The 14,471-nt window shown below is 63.3% G+C and carries 12 protein-coding genes and 2 tRNA genes; 3 read left to right on the top strand and 11 right to left on the bottom strand.

Features of this window, described 5'->3' with window-relative positions:
* Positions 1 to 59: 59 nt before the first annotated feature.
* Together QRN42_RS16915 and QRN42_RS16910 are read right to left on the bottom strand one after the other, a co-directional pair.
* Positions 60 to 1,019, bottom strand: coding sequence for an aldo/keto reductase (locus tag QRN42_RS16915; protein ID WP_284980278.1), 960 nt, complete (start codon positions 1,017 to 1,019; stop codon positions 60 to 62).
* Positions 1,020 to 1,042: 23 nt separating this feature from the next.
* On the bottom strand, positions 1,043 to 2,803 hold the full coding sequence (locus QRN42_RS16910) for a glycoside hydrolase family 13 protein (RefSeq protein WP_284980277.1): 1,761 nt from the start codon (positions 2,801 to 2,803) through the stop codon (positions 1,043 to 1,045).
* A gap of 105 nt (positions 2,804 to 2,908) precedes the next feature.
* Between QRN42_RS16910 and QRN42_RS16905 the strand changes: the two genes are divergently transcribed.
* The gene (locus QRN42_RS16905; protein ID WP_284980276.1) at positions 2,909 to 4,111 is read left to right on the top strand and encodes an ROK family transcriptional regulator; all 1,203 of its coding nucleotides are present in this window, start codon (positions 2,909 to 2,911) and stop codon (positions 4,109 to 4,111) included.
* A gap of 23 nt (positions 4,112 to 4,134) precedes the next feature.
* On the opposite strand, the gene QRN42_RS16900 is transcribed toward QRN42_RS16905, so the two are convergent.
* The 9 genes from QRN42_RS16900 to QRN42_RS16860 form a co-directional block, all read right to left on the bottom strand.
* The gene (locus QRN42_RS16900) at positions 4,135 to 5,706 is read right to left on the bottom strand and encodes a Na+/H+ antiporter (protein WP_284980275.1); all 1,572 of its coding nucleotides are present in this window, start codon (positions 5,704 to 5,706) and stop codon (positions 4,135 to 4,137) included.
* A 135-nt stretch (positions 5,707 to 5,841) separates the two neighbouring features.
* A complete protein-coding gene (locus QRN42_RS16895; RefSeq protein ID WP_284980274.1) occupies positions 5,842 to 6,498 on the bottom strand; it encodes an SDR family oxidoreductase in 657 nt (218 codons plus the stop codon).
* Between the two features lie 62 nt (positions 6,499 to 6,560).
* Positions 6,561 to 6,634: transfer RNA gene (locus QRN42_RS16890), tRNA-Met, on the bottom strand.
* A gap of 61 nt (positions 6,635 to 6,695) precedes the next feature.
* Positions 6,696 to 6,767 (bottom strand) — tRNA-Thr (locus tag QRN42_RS16885).
* A gap of 117 nt (positions 6,768 to 6,884) precedes the next feature.
* Positions 6,885 to 7,358 (bottom strand): LysM peptidoglycan-binding domain-containing protein, encoded by a 474-nt coding sequence (locus tag QRN42_RS16880; protein ID WP_284980273.1) that lies wholly within the window; start codon positions 7,356 to 7,358, stop codon positions 6,885 to 6,887.
* A gap of 173 nt (positions 7,359 to 7,531) precedes the next feature.
* Positions 7,532 to 9,673, bottom strand: coding sequence for a DEAD/DEAH box helicase (locus QRN42_RS16875; protein WP_284980272.1), 2,142 nt, complete (start codon positions 9,671 to 9,673; stop codon positions 7,532 to 7,534).
* 416 nt (positions 9,674 to 10,089) lie between these two features.
* Positions 10,090 to 10,746 (bottom strand): MOSC domain-containing protein, encoded by a 657-nt coding sequence (locus tag QRN42_RS16870; RefSeq protein ID WP_284980271.1) that lies wholly within the window; start codon positions 10,744 to 10,746, stop codon positions 10,090 to 10,092.
* A gap of 9 nt (positions 10,747 to 10,755) precedes the next feature.
* Positions 10,756 to 11,430, bottom strand: coding sequence for a response regulator (locus QRN42_RS16865; protein WP_284980270.1), 675 nt, complete (start codon positions 11,428 to 11,430; stop codon positions 10,756 to 10,758).
* Entirely contained in the window at positions 11,427 to 12,941 is a 1,515-nt protein-coding gene (locus tag QRN42_RS16860; protein WP_284980269.1) for a sensor histidine kinase, read from the bottom strand. Before QRN42_RS16860 ends, QRN42_RS16865 begins: the two co-directional genes overlap by 4 nt.
* A gap of 64 nt (positions 12,942 to 13,005) precedes the next feature.
* On the opposite strand from QRN42_RS16860, the gene QRN42_RS16855 reads away from it, so the two are divergent.
* Together QRN42_RS16855 and QRN42_RS16850 are read left to right on the top strand one after the other, a co-directional pair.
* Entirely contained in the window at positions 13,006 to 13,194 is a 189-nt protein-coding gene (locus QRN42_RS16855) for a YciI family protein (RefSeq protein ID WP_284980268.1), read from the top strand.
* A 78-nt stretch (positions 13,195 to 13,272) separates the two neighbouring features.
* Positions 13,273 to 14,457, top strand: coding sequence for an acyl-CoA dehydrogenase family protein (locus QRN42_RS16850; RefSeq protein ID WP_284980267.1), 1,185 nt, complete (start codon positions 13,273 to 13,275; stop codon positions 14,455 to 14,457).
* The last annotated feature ends 14 nt before the right edge of the window (positions 14,458 to 14,471 follow it).

Below are 14,471 nucleotides of genomic sequence, written 5' to 3'. Positions count from 1 at the left end.
CGTGTGTTGCCCTAGGCGCGAATCCCCTGACCGCTGACCCGTCTGGTGCGGGTCAGTGGTTAGGGGATGTTGCTGCCGCGAGCTGTAACCCACAGGCCGTACCACTCGGCGCGTGACATGGCGCGGGCCACCGAGGCGGCGTCCGCGCAAGCCTTTATCCGATCCGGGTTGGTGGTGCCCACTACCGGTGAAATCCCGGCCGGGTGCTTCATCAGCCAGCCCAGCAGCACGGACTCGGGCGTGGTGCCCTTTCCTTCGGCCAACCGTTCAAGCATCCCAGCCGTAGCCGATTCAGCGGGTGACATCCCTGAGGACCCCGCTCCCGTGTAACGCCCCTGCGCCAAGGAACCGTACGCCTGAAGCTCAATTCCCCGGGCCATGCAGTGTTCCATGGTCCCGTGCGGGAAGCTGTATTCCTGCCCTTCCACGTGGTTGACCAGCACAGTGCTTTCCAGCCAGTCCCTGCGCAGCAGGCTCATCTCCAGCTGGTTCACCACGATGGGTACCTCCAGCTGGTCTTGGAGGAAGGCGATCTGCGCGCCGGACATGTTGGATACACCCAGCTGCCGCACCTTGCCTTCAGCCATCAATTGCCCGATGGCGCCCGCCACCTCATGGGGGTCCATCAGCGGATCGGGCCGGTGCAGGAGCAGAACGTCGACGTAGTCGGTGTGAAGGCGCGTGAGGCTATCGTTGACGCGTTCAAGGATGGCTTCCCGGCTGAGGTCGTAGTGCGTGTCCAGCCCACGCTCCCCCAACCTGATCCCACACTTGGTTTGCAGCTGGATTTCCTGGCGCAAACCTTGCGAACGGGAGAGGACTTCCCCGAACACGGCCTCGGACTTTCCGCTGCGATAAATGTCCGCATGGTCGAAAAGCTCGATGCCGATGCCCCGTGCGGCTTCAATCGCCGCAGCCGCCTGGTCGATCTCCGCAACACCGTAGGATGTGCCGGCCCACGGTCCGCCGAGCCCCATGCAGCCATAGATGAGGCGTCCCCGCCCGTTCGCAGTTGTCATTGCGTCAGTATTCTCCGCGTTCCCTAGGCCTTGCTGACGATCCAGGCAGTGGTGTCGGCGGGCAGCTTTCCGTCCGAGAGCGGACCGCTGCTGACAACTACCTCGCCTTCCGGGAGGTCAACGGGATCCGAGCCGAAGTTCGTAACCGTGTGCCAGCCTCCTGGACGGCTGAAGTGCAGTACGTCATGGTTGCCGGTTTCCACCCATTCCAGTTCTTCATCCGTCTGGAGCTCGCTGCGCAGGCGCAGGGCCTTACGGTACAGCTCCAGCGTGGAGCCCTCCACGCCTTCCTGCGTGGAAACAGCGTAATCGGCGAACCATGCAGGCTGGGGCAGGTGAGCGGAGCCGGCACCGAATCCGAAGGACGAACCATCCGGTGTCCAAGGCAGCGGAACACGGCACCCGTCACGGCCGATTTCCACGCCCTTGTTCCTGAAGAAGGACGGGTCCTGGCGCTCTGAGTCAGGAATTTCCGCCACTTCACGCAAGCCGAGCTCCTCGCCTTGGTAAAGGTACGCGGAGCCTGGCAGCGCGAGCAGCAACAGCGTGGCAGCGCGGGCCCGACGCAAGCCAAGTTCGACGTCGAGCTCTTCAGCGGGCGCACCGGCGAGTAGCCACCCCTTGCCGTCCTGCCCCTTGGGCTCACCGCCCGTAACATCCTGCGCTGCGTTGGTTCCCTGGGCGGTGGAACCGCCCTTCGGCAGTCCGTAGCGTGTGGCGTGGCGGACGACGTCGTGGTTGGAGAACACCCAGGTGGACGATGCGCCGGATTCCTTGGCGGCCACCAGGTTGTCGGTGATGATTTTCCGGAACGATGAGGCGTCGAAGTCGGACTGCAGCAGGTCGAAGTTGAAAGCCTGCCCGAGGCCCTCAGGGCTGGCATAGCGCGCGCGGCGGGACTCGTGGACCCATGCTTCGGCCACGGCGGTCCGGGGCGGGTTGTACTCGTTGAAGAGCTTGCGCCACTCGGCGTAGACCTCGTGGACCTCGTCCCGGTCCCAGAACGGGTGCGATCCATCGATGAAGCCATCGGTGCCGTGGGCCCTTGCTTCGAGGTCCGCCTTCATGGGCATCGGCTCCGAGAGGTCTTTTGCCATGCCGTGGGCGACGTCGATGCGGAATCCGTCCACGCCACGGTCGGACCAGAACCGCAGGGTCTTCAGGAAGTCCTCGCGGATTTCCGGGTTTTCCCAATTGAAGTCCGGCTGTTCCTTGGCAAAGATGTGCATGTACCACTGGCCCGGGGTGCCGTCCGGTTCCGTGATGCGCTCCCAGATGGGTCCACCGAATACGGAGTCCCAGTCCGACGGCGGCAGCTCACCGTTCTCGCCGCGGCCATCGCGGAAGATGTAGCGGTCCCGGGCAGCGGAGCCTTTGGGAGATGCGAGGGCTTCCTTGAACCATTCGTGCCGGTCCGAGGAGTGGTTGGGGACGATGTCCACCACGAGTTTGATACCCGCCGCGTGCAGCGTTGCGGCCATCTCATCGAAATCTTCAAGGGTGCCCAGCTTGGGGTCCACGTTGCGGTAATCATCGACATCGTAACCGCCGTCGGCCAGTGCCGAGGGGTAGAACGGGCTGAGCCAGACGGCGTCGATCCCCAGCTCCTGGAGGTACGGGACCTTCGCAGTGATGCCTTTGAGGTCACCGAGACCGTCGCCATTGGCGTCATAGAAGCTGCGCGGGTAGATCTGGTAAACCGCTGCCTGGCGCCACCATTTCGGATCGGCCATTCGCGCGGATCGCTGTGCGTCGGTGAGTGTTGCCAAGGGTGTGGTGGACAAGGTGATTCCTTTTCGTGTGTCTTTGTTTTCTCGTAGATTTGATTTAGATTCTAAATAAAGCTCCTTAAGTATTATCTGGCGCGGGCAGAGAGAGGTCAACACTCGATGGCAGAAGTTTCCGCAGCGACTCCGCAGCTCCTGCGCAGGGTCAACGCAGCCGCTGTGCTCGGCGTCGTGCGGAGCTCCGGCGTCGTTACCGTGACTGAGCTCATGGAAGCCACCGGCCTCACCCGCGCCTCGGCACTGGCCGTGTGCGAAGACCTGATGAAACGTGGGTGGATACGGGAAGTGATGGTGCCGCGGGAGCCCGCCACCTACCAAAAGGGCCGGCCGGCGCGCAGGTTCGCGCTCGATGAGACCGCAGGCTTCGTGGTGGGCGTGGACGTCGGCGCGCTCAAAGTGACCGTGGTTGTGGCGGATCTGAGGGGCGACACCATCAGCCGCGCCAGCGAACCCTTCGCCCACATGCGGATTTCATCCCAAGAACGCATCGACACGATCAACCGCACCGCGTTGCAGGCTTTGGACGACGCCGGGGCCTGCCCGTCGCGGGTCCTCGCCGCCAGCGTCGGGATTGCGGCGCCGGTTGACCGCACCGGCAAAGTCCTGGCGAGCCAACAGTTTTGGCGGCAGTTCGACGTCGGACTCCGCACCGCACTGCACGACCTCCACGGGTGGGAGGTACTGCTTGAAAATGACGCCAACCTGGCCGCGCTCGGAGAACGGTGGCGGGGCTCGGCAGTGGGCGTGGACGACGTCGTGGTGCTGCTGGCCAGCGAGCGCCTGGGCGCGGGCTTGGTCGAAAACGGACGGCTTCTGCACGGCAGCCACGGGGCGGCGGGTGAAATGGCCTACCTGAACCTCGTTGAAGGAGTGGGCGACACCCACGGTATAGCTGCGCTCGCAAGGATCTGGGCCACCGAGCAACTGGGCCTTGGGGCCGCGACCTCGCTCCGCTCGTTGCCCCCCGGGCACACGGTGACGGCCGAGGATGTGTTTGCTGCCGCGGCGGCTGGCGATGTGGTCGCCGTCGGACTTATCGAGCGCCTGGCCGAACGCCTGTCCCGGATCGTTGCCACGGTTGCCACCATCTATAACCCCGACCTTGTGGTGGTGGGTGGCGCGGTGGCTGAGTCAGTGGCGGGTATGCTCGACGCCGTCGCCGCGAAGATCCCGGCATACACAGCCACTCCCCCGCGGCTCGCGGCCTCCACCCTCGGCGACACCGCCGTGACCGTAGGCGCCGTGCGATGCGCCCTCGACTATGTGGAGGCGCATTCCCTGGACCTTAAACTCGTTCGAAGCTAGGGAAACTGGTTCGAAGCTAGTGACTAGTCCGGCATCGTCATGGTGCGCAGGTCCAACTGCCGGAGGACACGGTCGGCAATTTCCGGGTCGGTGCCGGGCTCGCCCCTGGCCGCCACCACTTCCTGGCGTGCCGCATCCAACGCGATGGTCTGCACGGCCACCGATAGTTCCCGTCCCTTTTTGAGCTTCTCCACCACAGGCTTGTTCTGAAGATCGTCGCCCAGCAACTCCGCCTGCAAGCGACGCATCCGTTCCTTGACCGACGCCACTTTCTCTGCAGGAAGTTCCTTCATCAGATCGTGCTCCTTCAACGCGGCCACTGCCGCGGACTGGGCACGCCTGGCCAAGAGCCGGGCAGCGTCGTGTTCGTAGGAACCGTCCTCCCTTGCATTGAGTACCCTCATCAGCCAGGGCAATGTCAGGCCCGGCAGCACCAGGGTGGCCAGGAGCACTGCACAAGCAATGACGAGGATCTCGTGGCGGGCCGGGAAGTCGCTGCCGTCAGGCAGCGTCAGTGGAAGGGCCAAGGCCAGTGCCAAGGTGGCCAGCCCCCGCATGCCACACCATGTCAGGATGAGCACTTCCTTGGGCGATGTTGGCTGCAGGAGGTTCCGGCGTCTGCGTGCCGTCAACGCAAGCAAACCCAACCACAGATAGCGCACCACAAACACCAGGACACAGGTGGTGACGGCCATTCCGACCATGCCGAAAATGGCCGTCCCTTCGTCATGGATCACATGGCGGATTTCCAATCCGACCAATCCGAACGCCAGTCCTGTGACCAACAGTTCCACCACGTCCCAGAAAGCAGTCCTGGTCAGACGTTCGGCGGCATCCTGCGGACGCGCGTGGCGCTGCAGCTCCAAAGCTGTCACTACCACTGCCACGACGCCGGAGGCGTGGAGCTCTTCGGCAAGGATGTACGCAGCGAAGGGAACCACCAATGTCACGGCGCTCCGGGCAACCATTGATGTAACGAGCTTGGTGATGACCTTGGTCAGGAAACCCATGGCGATACCGATCAGCACCGCCACCGCGGCTCCGACCACGAACTGCCAGATGATGCCGGGCCCAACGTTGTTGCCCGAGACTGTGGCAGCCACCGCGGCCTGGAAGATGACAATGGCCGCAGCGTCGTTGAAAAGACCCTCACTCTGAAGGACAGTGGTCAACCGCCGAGGCATATGCACCCGACCAGCCACCGACTCGACCGCAACGGGATCAGGCGGAGCCACCATCGCTCCCAGGGCGATTGCTGCGGGGATGCCGATGCCTGGAATCATGAGCCACGCAGCGCCGGCAACAACTGCGGTGGAAATGACCACCAGGGCCACGGCTAGAAGGAGAAGCGTGCGCCACCGCACGCGGAACACTGCCCACGAACTCTTCTGGGCGGTCGCGAACAGCAAGGGTGGCAGGAAGATCGGAAGGATCAGCTCGGGCGCTATTTCGAACTCGGGGAAGCCGGGGATGAAAGTGAGCGCCACAGCCAGCAGGAGCATCAACACCGGGTATGGGAGCCGGAGCCTGTCTCCCAAACCGACTGCCACCACTGTTGCCAGAAGCAACCCGACAATGAGCGCCAACTGATCCATAGTCCTGCTTCCCCGAACGGCCGAAAGTTGCTGCGCCCGGCATGAGGCGCTGAGCGCAAGCTACCTACAACTTATCGCGGCGGCACCAGCCCATGAGTGCCGCAGGGAGCCGAGAGTGCCGCAGGAGCCGGCCCGTTACCCCGCGGTGAGGGCATCCACTACGTCGTCCGATCCGTCCGTGAAGGTGATGGTTTGATGGATGGTCTCCCGCAGCTCCAACACCGCGGCCACCACCAAAGCAACGTTTGCGCGCGAAGTATGAGTGCCCTCGCCCGAATTGTCAGGGTTCCGTTCGATCAACCCCGTCGCCGGCTCATCCGTCAAGCTCCCTGGCCCAAGAACAGTCCAATCGAGCCCCGTGCCGCGCAGGTAGTCGTCCGCCGCGGCCTTGGCTTCGGCATAGGCAAAGAACGGGTGGCTCGGAGGAACTCCATGATCCTTGGCCGAACCGATGTACGACACCATCACATAGCGGGCCACACCTGCCTCAGCTGCTGCATCCATGGAACGGATCGCGGCGTCCCGGTCCACGGCATACGTCCTGTCCGGGTTGCCCCCACCGGCCCCGGCCGACCAGACCACGGCGTCGTGGTCCTTCATCCCTTGGGCGAGTTCCGCCGTCGTCGAATTTTCCACGTCGAGCACCTGGGCAGACGCACCGGTCTCCGTGACGTCCGGCACATGATCCGGATTTCGCACGAAAGAGGTCACGTCATGACCTTCGTCACTGAGGATGCGGGACAGGTGCAGGGCCACTTTGCCGTGGCCGCCTATGATTGCAATTCGGCTCATGGACCCATTCTGTCCCAAGAAACAAAAAACCCCGCAGGGATTCCTGCGGGGTTTTTTCTCTGTAGCGGTGGGGAGGCTCGATCTCCCGACCTCACGATTATGAGTCGTGCGCTCTAACCAACTGAGCTACACCGCCACGAATGAGAAAAACCTGTGTCAAGCCGGTCAAAACCGCCCTGACACAGGCTCCCATTCAGAGCCCCCCACCGGAATCGATCCGGTGACCTCGTTCTTACCAAGAACGCGCTCTACCACTGAGCTAGGGGGGCAACGAGTAAATACTCTACCGGACGTTTTCGGATGCTACAAATCGGCTAAAAAGCAGGGAAAATCGCCCCCGACACAATTTGACAGGATCGGATTTTCCGATGGCTAAAAGGAAGAAATCAGGGCAGCCGCAGCACTTGGCCCGGGTAGATGTGGTCCGGATTCGGAACGGTGTCCGCGTTGGTTGCGATCAACGCTGTGAGGTCCACTCCGAACTGGGCTGCGATCCCGCCCATGGTATCGCCAGGCTCCACCACAACCTCGGTAACCCGCTTTGCATCCGGGCCGTCCTCGGCAGCACCGGAGGCGTTTGGGAATGCCTCGTGGGCTTGCTCCACCTCTTGGGCTTCTTGGGCTTCTTGGGCTTCTTGGGAACCATCGATGTCCGCCTCCGTCTGGCGGGCCGCCTGCATCCCAGCAACGTCCGCAGCTTCCTGTTGAGAAGCAGCCTCGGCGGCTGCAGCCTCCGTTGCGAACGGGTCCTCCTTGGAAACCTCGACGGCGGCAGTATCTTCACCAGCCTGCCTACCCGCGCCCGGGTGCCCCTTATCGGCCAGCCCGAGATTCCTCTTCACCCTGTCCAGTAGTCCCATGGAGTCCTCCTGCTTTAGATTGCAGCGTGCACCGTTCCGGCCTCCTTCGATCCTACGGCGGTGCTCCCGCGGGATGGAACCTTAAACGCCGTCAGGGGGCCGGCCCGGAAGCCGACCCCCTGACGGGAACCACTAAGTCTTTACCGCTTAGCAGTGTTTACCACTTGCGGTGTTTACCACTTGCCCTTGCGGTTGAAATCGCGGTGGCCGCCTTCGCCGCCACTGCGGGGCTTGCGAGCACCGTCGCCGTGACCACCGAAGCGCGATCCACTGGCCTGGCCACGATCACGATCGCCGTAGCTGCCTGCAGAGCGCTCTGAGCGGTCACTGTAGGAGCGTCCGCCACGGTCAGCGGAGCCCCGCTCGCCGTCGGACTTGCGGAAGTCCTTCTTGAAGCCACCGGCGCCCTTGAAGTTCCCGCCACCACGGTTCTCACGATCACCGTAGCCACCACGGTCGCCACCGGGGCGGCGGCCGTTATCGAGCTCGAGGTTGATCAGTTCGCCGCCGATCCGAGTGCGGGACAGTGCACGCAACTGCTCAGGGCTGAGATCTGCCGGGAGTTCCACCAAGGAGTGATCCGAGCGGATGTCGATGCCACCGATTTGTGCGGAGGAGATGCCACCTTCGTTGGCAATGGCGCCAACGATGGAACCCGGCATGACGCGCTGACGGCGTCCGACGGCGATCCGGTAGGTTGCGTTTCCTTCGGTAAGTGCACGGGTCGGCCCACGTGAACCGAAGCCGTCCTTGGAGCGCTCACGCTTCTGGTACTCAGGAGCCGCAGGCAATTCCTTGACCAAAAGGGGCTGTCCGCCCTGCGCCATGACTGCCAAGGCAGCGGCGATCTCGGCAGCCGGAACCTTGTGCTCTTCTTCGTAGGAAGCAATGAGATCGCGGAAAGCCGACACATCCTCGGACGCCAAGGTCTCGGTGATGCGTTCTGCGAACTTGCCCAAACGCAGCGTGTTCACGGTCTCAGCGGTGGGAAGGTGCATCTGCTCTACCGGCTGGCGCGTAGCTTTCTCAATGGAACGCAGCAAGTACTTCTCACGCGGGGTCATGAACAGGATGGCGTCACCGCTGCGGCCTGCACGGCCCGTGCGGCCGATACGGTGCACGTAGGACTCAGTGTCGTGCGGGATGTCGTAGTTGATGACGTGGCTGATGCGCTCAACGTCAAGGCCACGGGCCGCGACGTCGGTCGCAACCAAGATGTCGATGCGGCCTTCCTTGAGCGCGTCAACAGTGCGTTCACGCTGCTGCTGCGGGATGTCGCCGTTGATGGCGGCAGCCTGGAAGCCACGGGCCTTGAGCTTGTCAGCCAGGTCCTCGGTAGCCATCTTGGTGCGCACGAAGGCGATAACGCCGTCGAATTCTTCAACCTCGAGGATGCGGGTCAGTGCGTCCAGCTTGTGCGGGCCCATGACCTGCAGGTAGCGCTGGCGGGTGTTCGCACCGGTGGTGGTCTTGGACTTGACCGAGATTTCCGCCGGGTTGTTCAGGTACTGCTTGGACATGCGGCGGATCTGGCCTGGCATGGTCGCGGAGAACAGTGCAACCTGGCGATCCTCCGGGGTCTGCTGGAAGATCTGCTCAACGTCATCGGCAAAGCCCATGCGCAGCATCTCGTCAGCTTCGTCCAGCACCAAGTACTGAAGTTCGGACAGATCCAAGGAGCCCTTGGCGATGTGGTCGATGACGCGGCCAGGGGTACCGACAACAACCTGTGCGCCACGGCGAAGGCCGGCGAGCTGCGGGCCGTAGGCCGAGCCACCGTACACGGGCAGGACGGTGAAGTCATCAATGTGCTTGGCGTAGGAGGTGAAAGCCTCGGCAACCTGGAGGGCCAGTTCACGCGTCGGAGCCAGGACCAATGCCTGGGTCTTGCGGGAGGGGCCGTTGAGGTCGTGCAGTTCAGCCAGGCGGGACAGGGCAGGAACAGCGAAAGCCGCGGTCTTACCGGTACCGGTCTGGGCCAGGCCTACGACGTCGCGGCCCTCAAGGAGCAGCGGAATGGTGGCAGCCTGAATGGGCGACGGCTTCTCGTAACCGACATCCTGCAACGCGGCCAGGACGCGGCCATCAATGCCGAGCTGGGAAAAGAGAACGCCTTCTTCTTCCGAGTCTTCCGTCTTCTTGGCGGGAGCTTCGGTGGTGTCTGCAGCCTGGGCTGCAGGAGTCTCGACGGGGGCAGCGGCCTCGGTGAATTCGACGGCGGGAGCTGCAGTTTCGGGCGCTTCGGTGACGGTATCTGCTACGTCAGCAGATTCTTCGTTCGTGGCCTCGAAGTTTTCGTTGAGATTTTCGGTCATAGGGGGAAATTTCCTCATCCATAGGGCATCGGCGCGGCCCGGTTGGGCTTGGCCGCAGTACTCATCGCTTGAACGGGGCAAGGTGCCCTGCTCTCGCAAGAAGTCCGGCGCTATCGCAATCCCATGGCAGGACTTCCCGCTGCATCTCTTGGCTGCTATCCCAGCAGTCTGTACAGCGTTTTCTTTAGCCGGCTCTCCCTATGCAAAATGCCCGCACACAGTAGCGGGCCCCAACACTTACCAGTCGTGCCTCAAGAATTGGGCAGGATAAAGGGATTTCCGGAGTGGGGGATATTTCAAGTGTAGGGCACGCAGGGGCATGACCGCGAGTTAACCACCGGAAACGCCCGGTGACATTCCCCACAGCGGTATCCCCCACCGCCTTATCCCCCACCGCGGTATTCGCACGGCAGGGCCTAAAGGCCGCTGCGCCGCATGACTTTCGCGATCTCCGGGTGATAGTCCTCTTGGAGCCGGATTTCCCCATCCGCCTCGGCATCCAACAAGGCTTGGGCCAATTCAACGGTGGGCTCGGTAAACCACTGGCCCACCGTAATGCCGTGGCGCGGGACGAACGTGCGGTGAATGTGGTCCCCTGCCGAGATGGTGCCCGTCCTGATGACGCGCAGGTATGTCCCCACCCTGCCCGCCTCCGAGAAGCGCTTGACCCACTGCGGCTCCCCAAACACCCTTTGGAACGTGGCGCACGGCGTCCTGGGCGAGGTGACTTCCACCTCCACATCCAAGCCAATCTTCCAGCGCTCACCGATCACCGCGCCCGAGGCGTCGATTCCGGCCAGCCTGAGGTTCTCGCCGAAGGCGCCGGGCAGGAGTTCCCGCCCGAGTTCAGCGGACCAATAATCCGCATCAGCCTGTGAATAGGCGTACAACGCCTGGTCTTCCCCGCCGTGGTGGACCCGGCTGGCTTGCACATCCCCGTGGACACCCAGTTTGTGGACCTTCACCGGCCCTTCGATGGGACGCTTGTCGATGGCAGTGACACCGACACTCCCTTCGGGGTCAGGAAGCAACTGGTGGACTCGGCAAACGGCAAGAAGTGATGCAGCGCTCATGTGACCAGTCTAAGGATCAAATCTGTAGCCCATCCCTGCCTCCGTGTGCAAGTGTCGCGGCGCCGCAGGATCCCGCTCCAGTTTGCGGCGCAGCTGTGCGATATAGACCCGCAGGTACTGGGTTTCCTTGGCATAGGCTTGCCCCCACACCTGGGTCAGGATCTGTTGCTGGCTTACCAGCTTTCCCTTGTTGCGGACCAGCAGTTCCAAGATGTTCCACTCGGTGGGAGTCAACCGGACTTCCGAACCGTCCTTGAGGATTCTCTTGCCGGCAAGATCCACGCTGAAATCAGCCATTGCCAATGTTGGTTCTTCATGCTCGGTGACCAAGCGCCGGGAGGCGACCCGGAGCCGGGCCAGCAGCTCATCCAAACCGAACGGTTTTGTCACGTAGTCGTCCGCACCGGCGTCGAGCGCTTCAACTTTGTCCTCGGAAGCGTGCCGGGCCGACAACACGATAATGGGCATGCTGCTCCAAGCACGCAGGCGGCGAATGACGTCCACGCCATCCATGTCCGGCAGCCCAAGATCCAGGACAACGATCTTCACCGGCTGCGTGGACGCCAGGTTCAAGGCGTCAAAACCTGTCCCCACCGTCAACGCGCGATACCCGTGGGCCTGGAGGGTAACCTGCATGGCCCGGGCAATCCGGGCCTCGTCTTCGACGATCAGCACCAACGTCATGGAAGCTCACCACCGTGACCGGTCCACAACGGCAGGGTGACCACCATGGTCAGTCCACCGCCCGGCGTCGGCTCCGCACCGAGGGTGCCGCCCATCGCCTCTGTGAATCCCTTCGCCACCGCAAGCCCCAAACCAACTCCGCCGCCGGACAGCACGCTGGCCGAGGAATCATCGAGCCGCTGGAACGGCTGGAACATTGTGAGCACCTCTTGGTGCGCCACTCCCCTGCCGTGGTCCGTCACGCGCAGCTCGCTCGCTGGCAGGTCACCGAGCGTTATTCCCGCCCCCGTCCGGGCGTTGAGGACAACATCGGAATCGGGCGCGTACTTCACGGCGTTTTCCACAATGTTGGCTATCACCCGCTCCAGCATGCCGGCGTCCGCCTGCACAGGGGGGAGGTTCGGGGGCAATTCGTTGCGCAGCCTTCCAGTCGGGACGCCCCGAAGTGCCTCCGGAAGGATCTCAGCCCACGTGATGCCATCCAGCAACGGACTAACGGCATCGGCGGTGATCCTTGACATGTCCAGGAGGTTGTTCACCAAATGGTCCAAGCGATCCGCATAGTCCTCGATCGTTTCCAGTAGTTCCTGCTCAACATCGGGTGGAAAGGTCACGTCTTCCTGCCGCAAACTACTGACTGCCAGCTTGATCCCGGCCAGTGGAGTTCTCAGATCATGCGAGACGGCACGCAGGATCGAGGTACGCATCTTGTTCCCCTCGGACAGCCGGAGATTGTCCCGCCGGCTCTTGACCAACTGCTGCCGTTCCCGCACCGCCACCACGAACGCTCCGAAGGCCGCCAGCAACCGCTGCCCTTGCGGTGAGAGGGGTCCGCCGCGCAACAGCAAGGTGTAATGGGGATCTACGACGGCGGTATGATCGGCGGCCGCGTGGGTCACCGGCGGATTGGGGCCGGCACTGGCCAGGACTTGCCAAGCCGGCGGCCCCGAACCGCTGTCCGATGCCTGCGCTGACGCTCCTAGCAACGTCACTGCATCCATCCCCAGCGTGCCGCGAATCTTCTCAAGGAACGATTCCAGGGTTCCATCCGAGCTCAGGATACGCAGGGCCAGCGCGCTCAGGGCTTTCGCTTCCGCCCCGGAACGTGCCGCGTCCTGGGCCCGGCGGCCGGCCAACCCTACGGCGAGCGCGACGCCGCAGGCCAAAGCGAGAAACACGACCAACGTGAAAAGCGTCGTCGGGTCCGCAACGGAGAGCGAACCCACGGGGTCCGCTGAGTAGTAATTAAGGAGAAAGCTGCCCAATACTGCCGCCACCACCGCGGGCCACAGGCCGCCTATGGCAGCGACCGTGACCGCAACCGCCAACTGCAGCAGCATGATCATGGCGAAGTTGCGGAAGGACATCACCGCAACCACCAGCTCGACGGCGGGCGGCAGGGACACCGCCAGGCAAAGGCCTCCAATGACGCGGGCACGCCCCATGCCCCGAACCGGCGGAGGCAACAATCCGCCGTCGAGGTCGTCGCCGTTTACCTGGGGTCCCGCCATGGCTACATCCTTACATGGTTCGTCGTTCTTGCTTGGCTCGCCTGTTCCTTGACTCGCTTGTTCCTTGGCTCGCCATCTTGGAGGCGGGCTCCTGGCCCTCGGGCCGTTCCTTACTGCCGACCCTGCCGGGAGCTCGATGGGGATTTTCAGTTACCGGGAGGATGCGGAAAAGTTCCTGGCCGGCGATCCGTTCGTCACCGAGGGACTGGCCGTTCCGCGAATTCTCGAGTGGGAAGCGGTGCGCTTCAGCTAACCGCCCTTCCGCTTTCCTCCTGCTCCCGCCGTCATTCCGGCGGGGGAAGAGTGCAGGGCCAACGCCTAGGATGCTGGAATGAGCGATTCAACGACGAACACCTCCGACGTCCTTGCCCTCGATTCCTTGCTGACACCGGACGAGCTGGCCCTCAGGGACAAGATCCGGGACTACACCGCCCAGCGGATCCGGCCGAACATCGCACGCTGGTACGAGGACGCAGTCTTCCCCCGGGAGATCGCCCCGGAGTTGGGTGAGCTCGGAGTCCTTGGCATGCACTTGGAGGGCTATGGCTGTCCTGGGCGCACCGCCGTCGAATATGGCCTCGCGGCCATGGAACTGGAGGCCGGTGATTCGGGGATCCGCACGTTTGTTTCGGTGCAGGGTTCCCTTGCCATGACCGCCATCCACAAGTGGGGCTCAGAGGCCCAAAAGCAGCAGTACCTCCCGCGGATGGCTGCCGGTGAGTTGATCGGCTGCTTTGCGTTGACGGAGCCGACGGCGGGTTCCGATCCGTCGTCGATGGTCACGTGCGCCCGTGAAACCGACGACGGCGGCTGGGTCTTGGACGGGGCCAAGCGCTGGATCGGCTTGGCGTCGATAGCCGACGTCATGGTGGTCTGGGCGAGGACCACCGGGGATAACCCGGGCATCCGAGGGTTCCTCGTTCCGGCCGGGACCCCCGGCGTCACGGCCACCCCCATCGAGCCGAAGCTTTCCATGCGCGCTTCCATCCAGTGCGATGTGACGTTCGACGCCGTGCAGCTGGGTCCGGAGGCAATCCTCCCGGATGCGGTGGGACTTCGGGCGCCATTTTCGTGCCTCAACGAGGCGCGCTACGGTATCGCGTGGGGAGCCATGGGTGCTGCCCGCGACTCCTATGAGGCAGCACTCGAGTACGCCGGATCCAGGCTCCAGTTCGGCCGGCCACTGGCGGGGTACCAGCTAACGCAGGAGAAGCTGGTGAACATGCTCTTGGAGATCCAGAAAGGCACCATGGTGGCCCTCCACTTGGGACGGCTCAAGGATTCCGGGCGCCTCGAACCGCAACAGATCTCGCTGGGCAAACTAAACAACGTGCGCGAAGCCATCAAGATCGCGAGGGAAGCCCGGACCATCCTCGGGGGCAATGGGGTCACCTTGGACTACTCGCCCCTGCGGCATGCAAACAACCTCGAATCGGTGCGGACGTACGAAGGCACGGACGAGGTCCACACTTTGATCCTCGGGCAGCACCTCACCGGCATCAACGCGTTCCGTTAACGTTGTGAGGCCCG

It is taken from the genome of Arthrobacter sp. fls2-241-R2A-200, assembly GCF_030209745.1.
Classification (GTDB): Bacteria; Actinomycetota; Actinomycetes; order Actinomycetales; family Micrococcaceae; genus Arthrobacter.
Note: the sequence above shows the minus strand (reverse complement) of the source record. Positions and strands in the feature narration are given on the sequence as shown.

What these genes read in the sequence shown, in the direction of transcription:
- QRN42_RS16915 (WP_284980278.1), bottom strand. Translation starts at nt 1,019, where the DNA reads ATGACAACTGCGAACGGGCGGGGACGCCTCATCTATGGCTGCATGGGG.
- QRN42_RS16870 (WP_284980271.1), bottom strand. Translation starts at nt 10,746, where the DNA reads ATGAGCGCTGCATCACTTCTTGCCGTTTGCCGAGTCCACCAGTTGCTT.
- QRN42_RS16850 (WP_284980267.1), top strand. Translation starts at nt 13,273, where the DNA reads ATGAGCGATTCAACGACGAACACCTCCGACGTCCTTGCCCTCGATTCC.
- QRN42_RS16865 (WP_284980270.1), bottom strand. Translation starts at nt 11,430, where the DNA reads ATGACGTTGGTGCTGATCGTCGAAGACGAGGCCCGGATTGCCCGGGCC.
- QRN42_RS16905 (WP_284980276.1), top strand. Translation starts at nt 2,909, where the DNA reads ATGGCAGAAGTTTCCGCAGCGACTCCGCAGCTCCTGCGCAGGGTCAAC.
- QRN42_RS16860 (WP_284980269.1), bottom strand. Translation starts at nt 12,941, where the DNA reads ATGGCGGGACCCCAGGTAAACGGCGACGACCTCGACGGCGGATTGTTG.
- QRN42_RS16875 (WP_284980272.1), bottom strand. Translation starts at nt 9,673, where the DNA reads ATGACCGAAAATCTCAACGAAAACTTCGAGGCCACGAACGAAGAATCT.
- QRN42_RS16880 (WP_284980273.1), bottom strand. Translation starts at nt 7,358, where the DNA reads ATGGGACTACTGGACAGGGTGAAGAGGAATCTCGGGCTGGCCGATAAG.
- QRN42_RS16895 (WP_284980274.1), bottom strand. Translation starts at nt 6,498, where the DNA reads ATGAGCCGAATTGCAATCATAGGCGGCCACGGCAAAGTGGCCCTGCAC.
- QRN42_RS16900 (WP_284980275.1), bottom strand. Translation starts at nt 5,706, where the DNA reads ATGGATCAGTTGGCGCTCATTGTCGGGTTGCTTCTGGCAACAGTGGTG.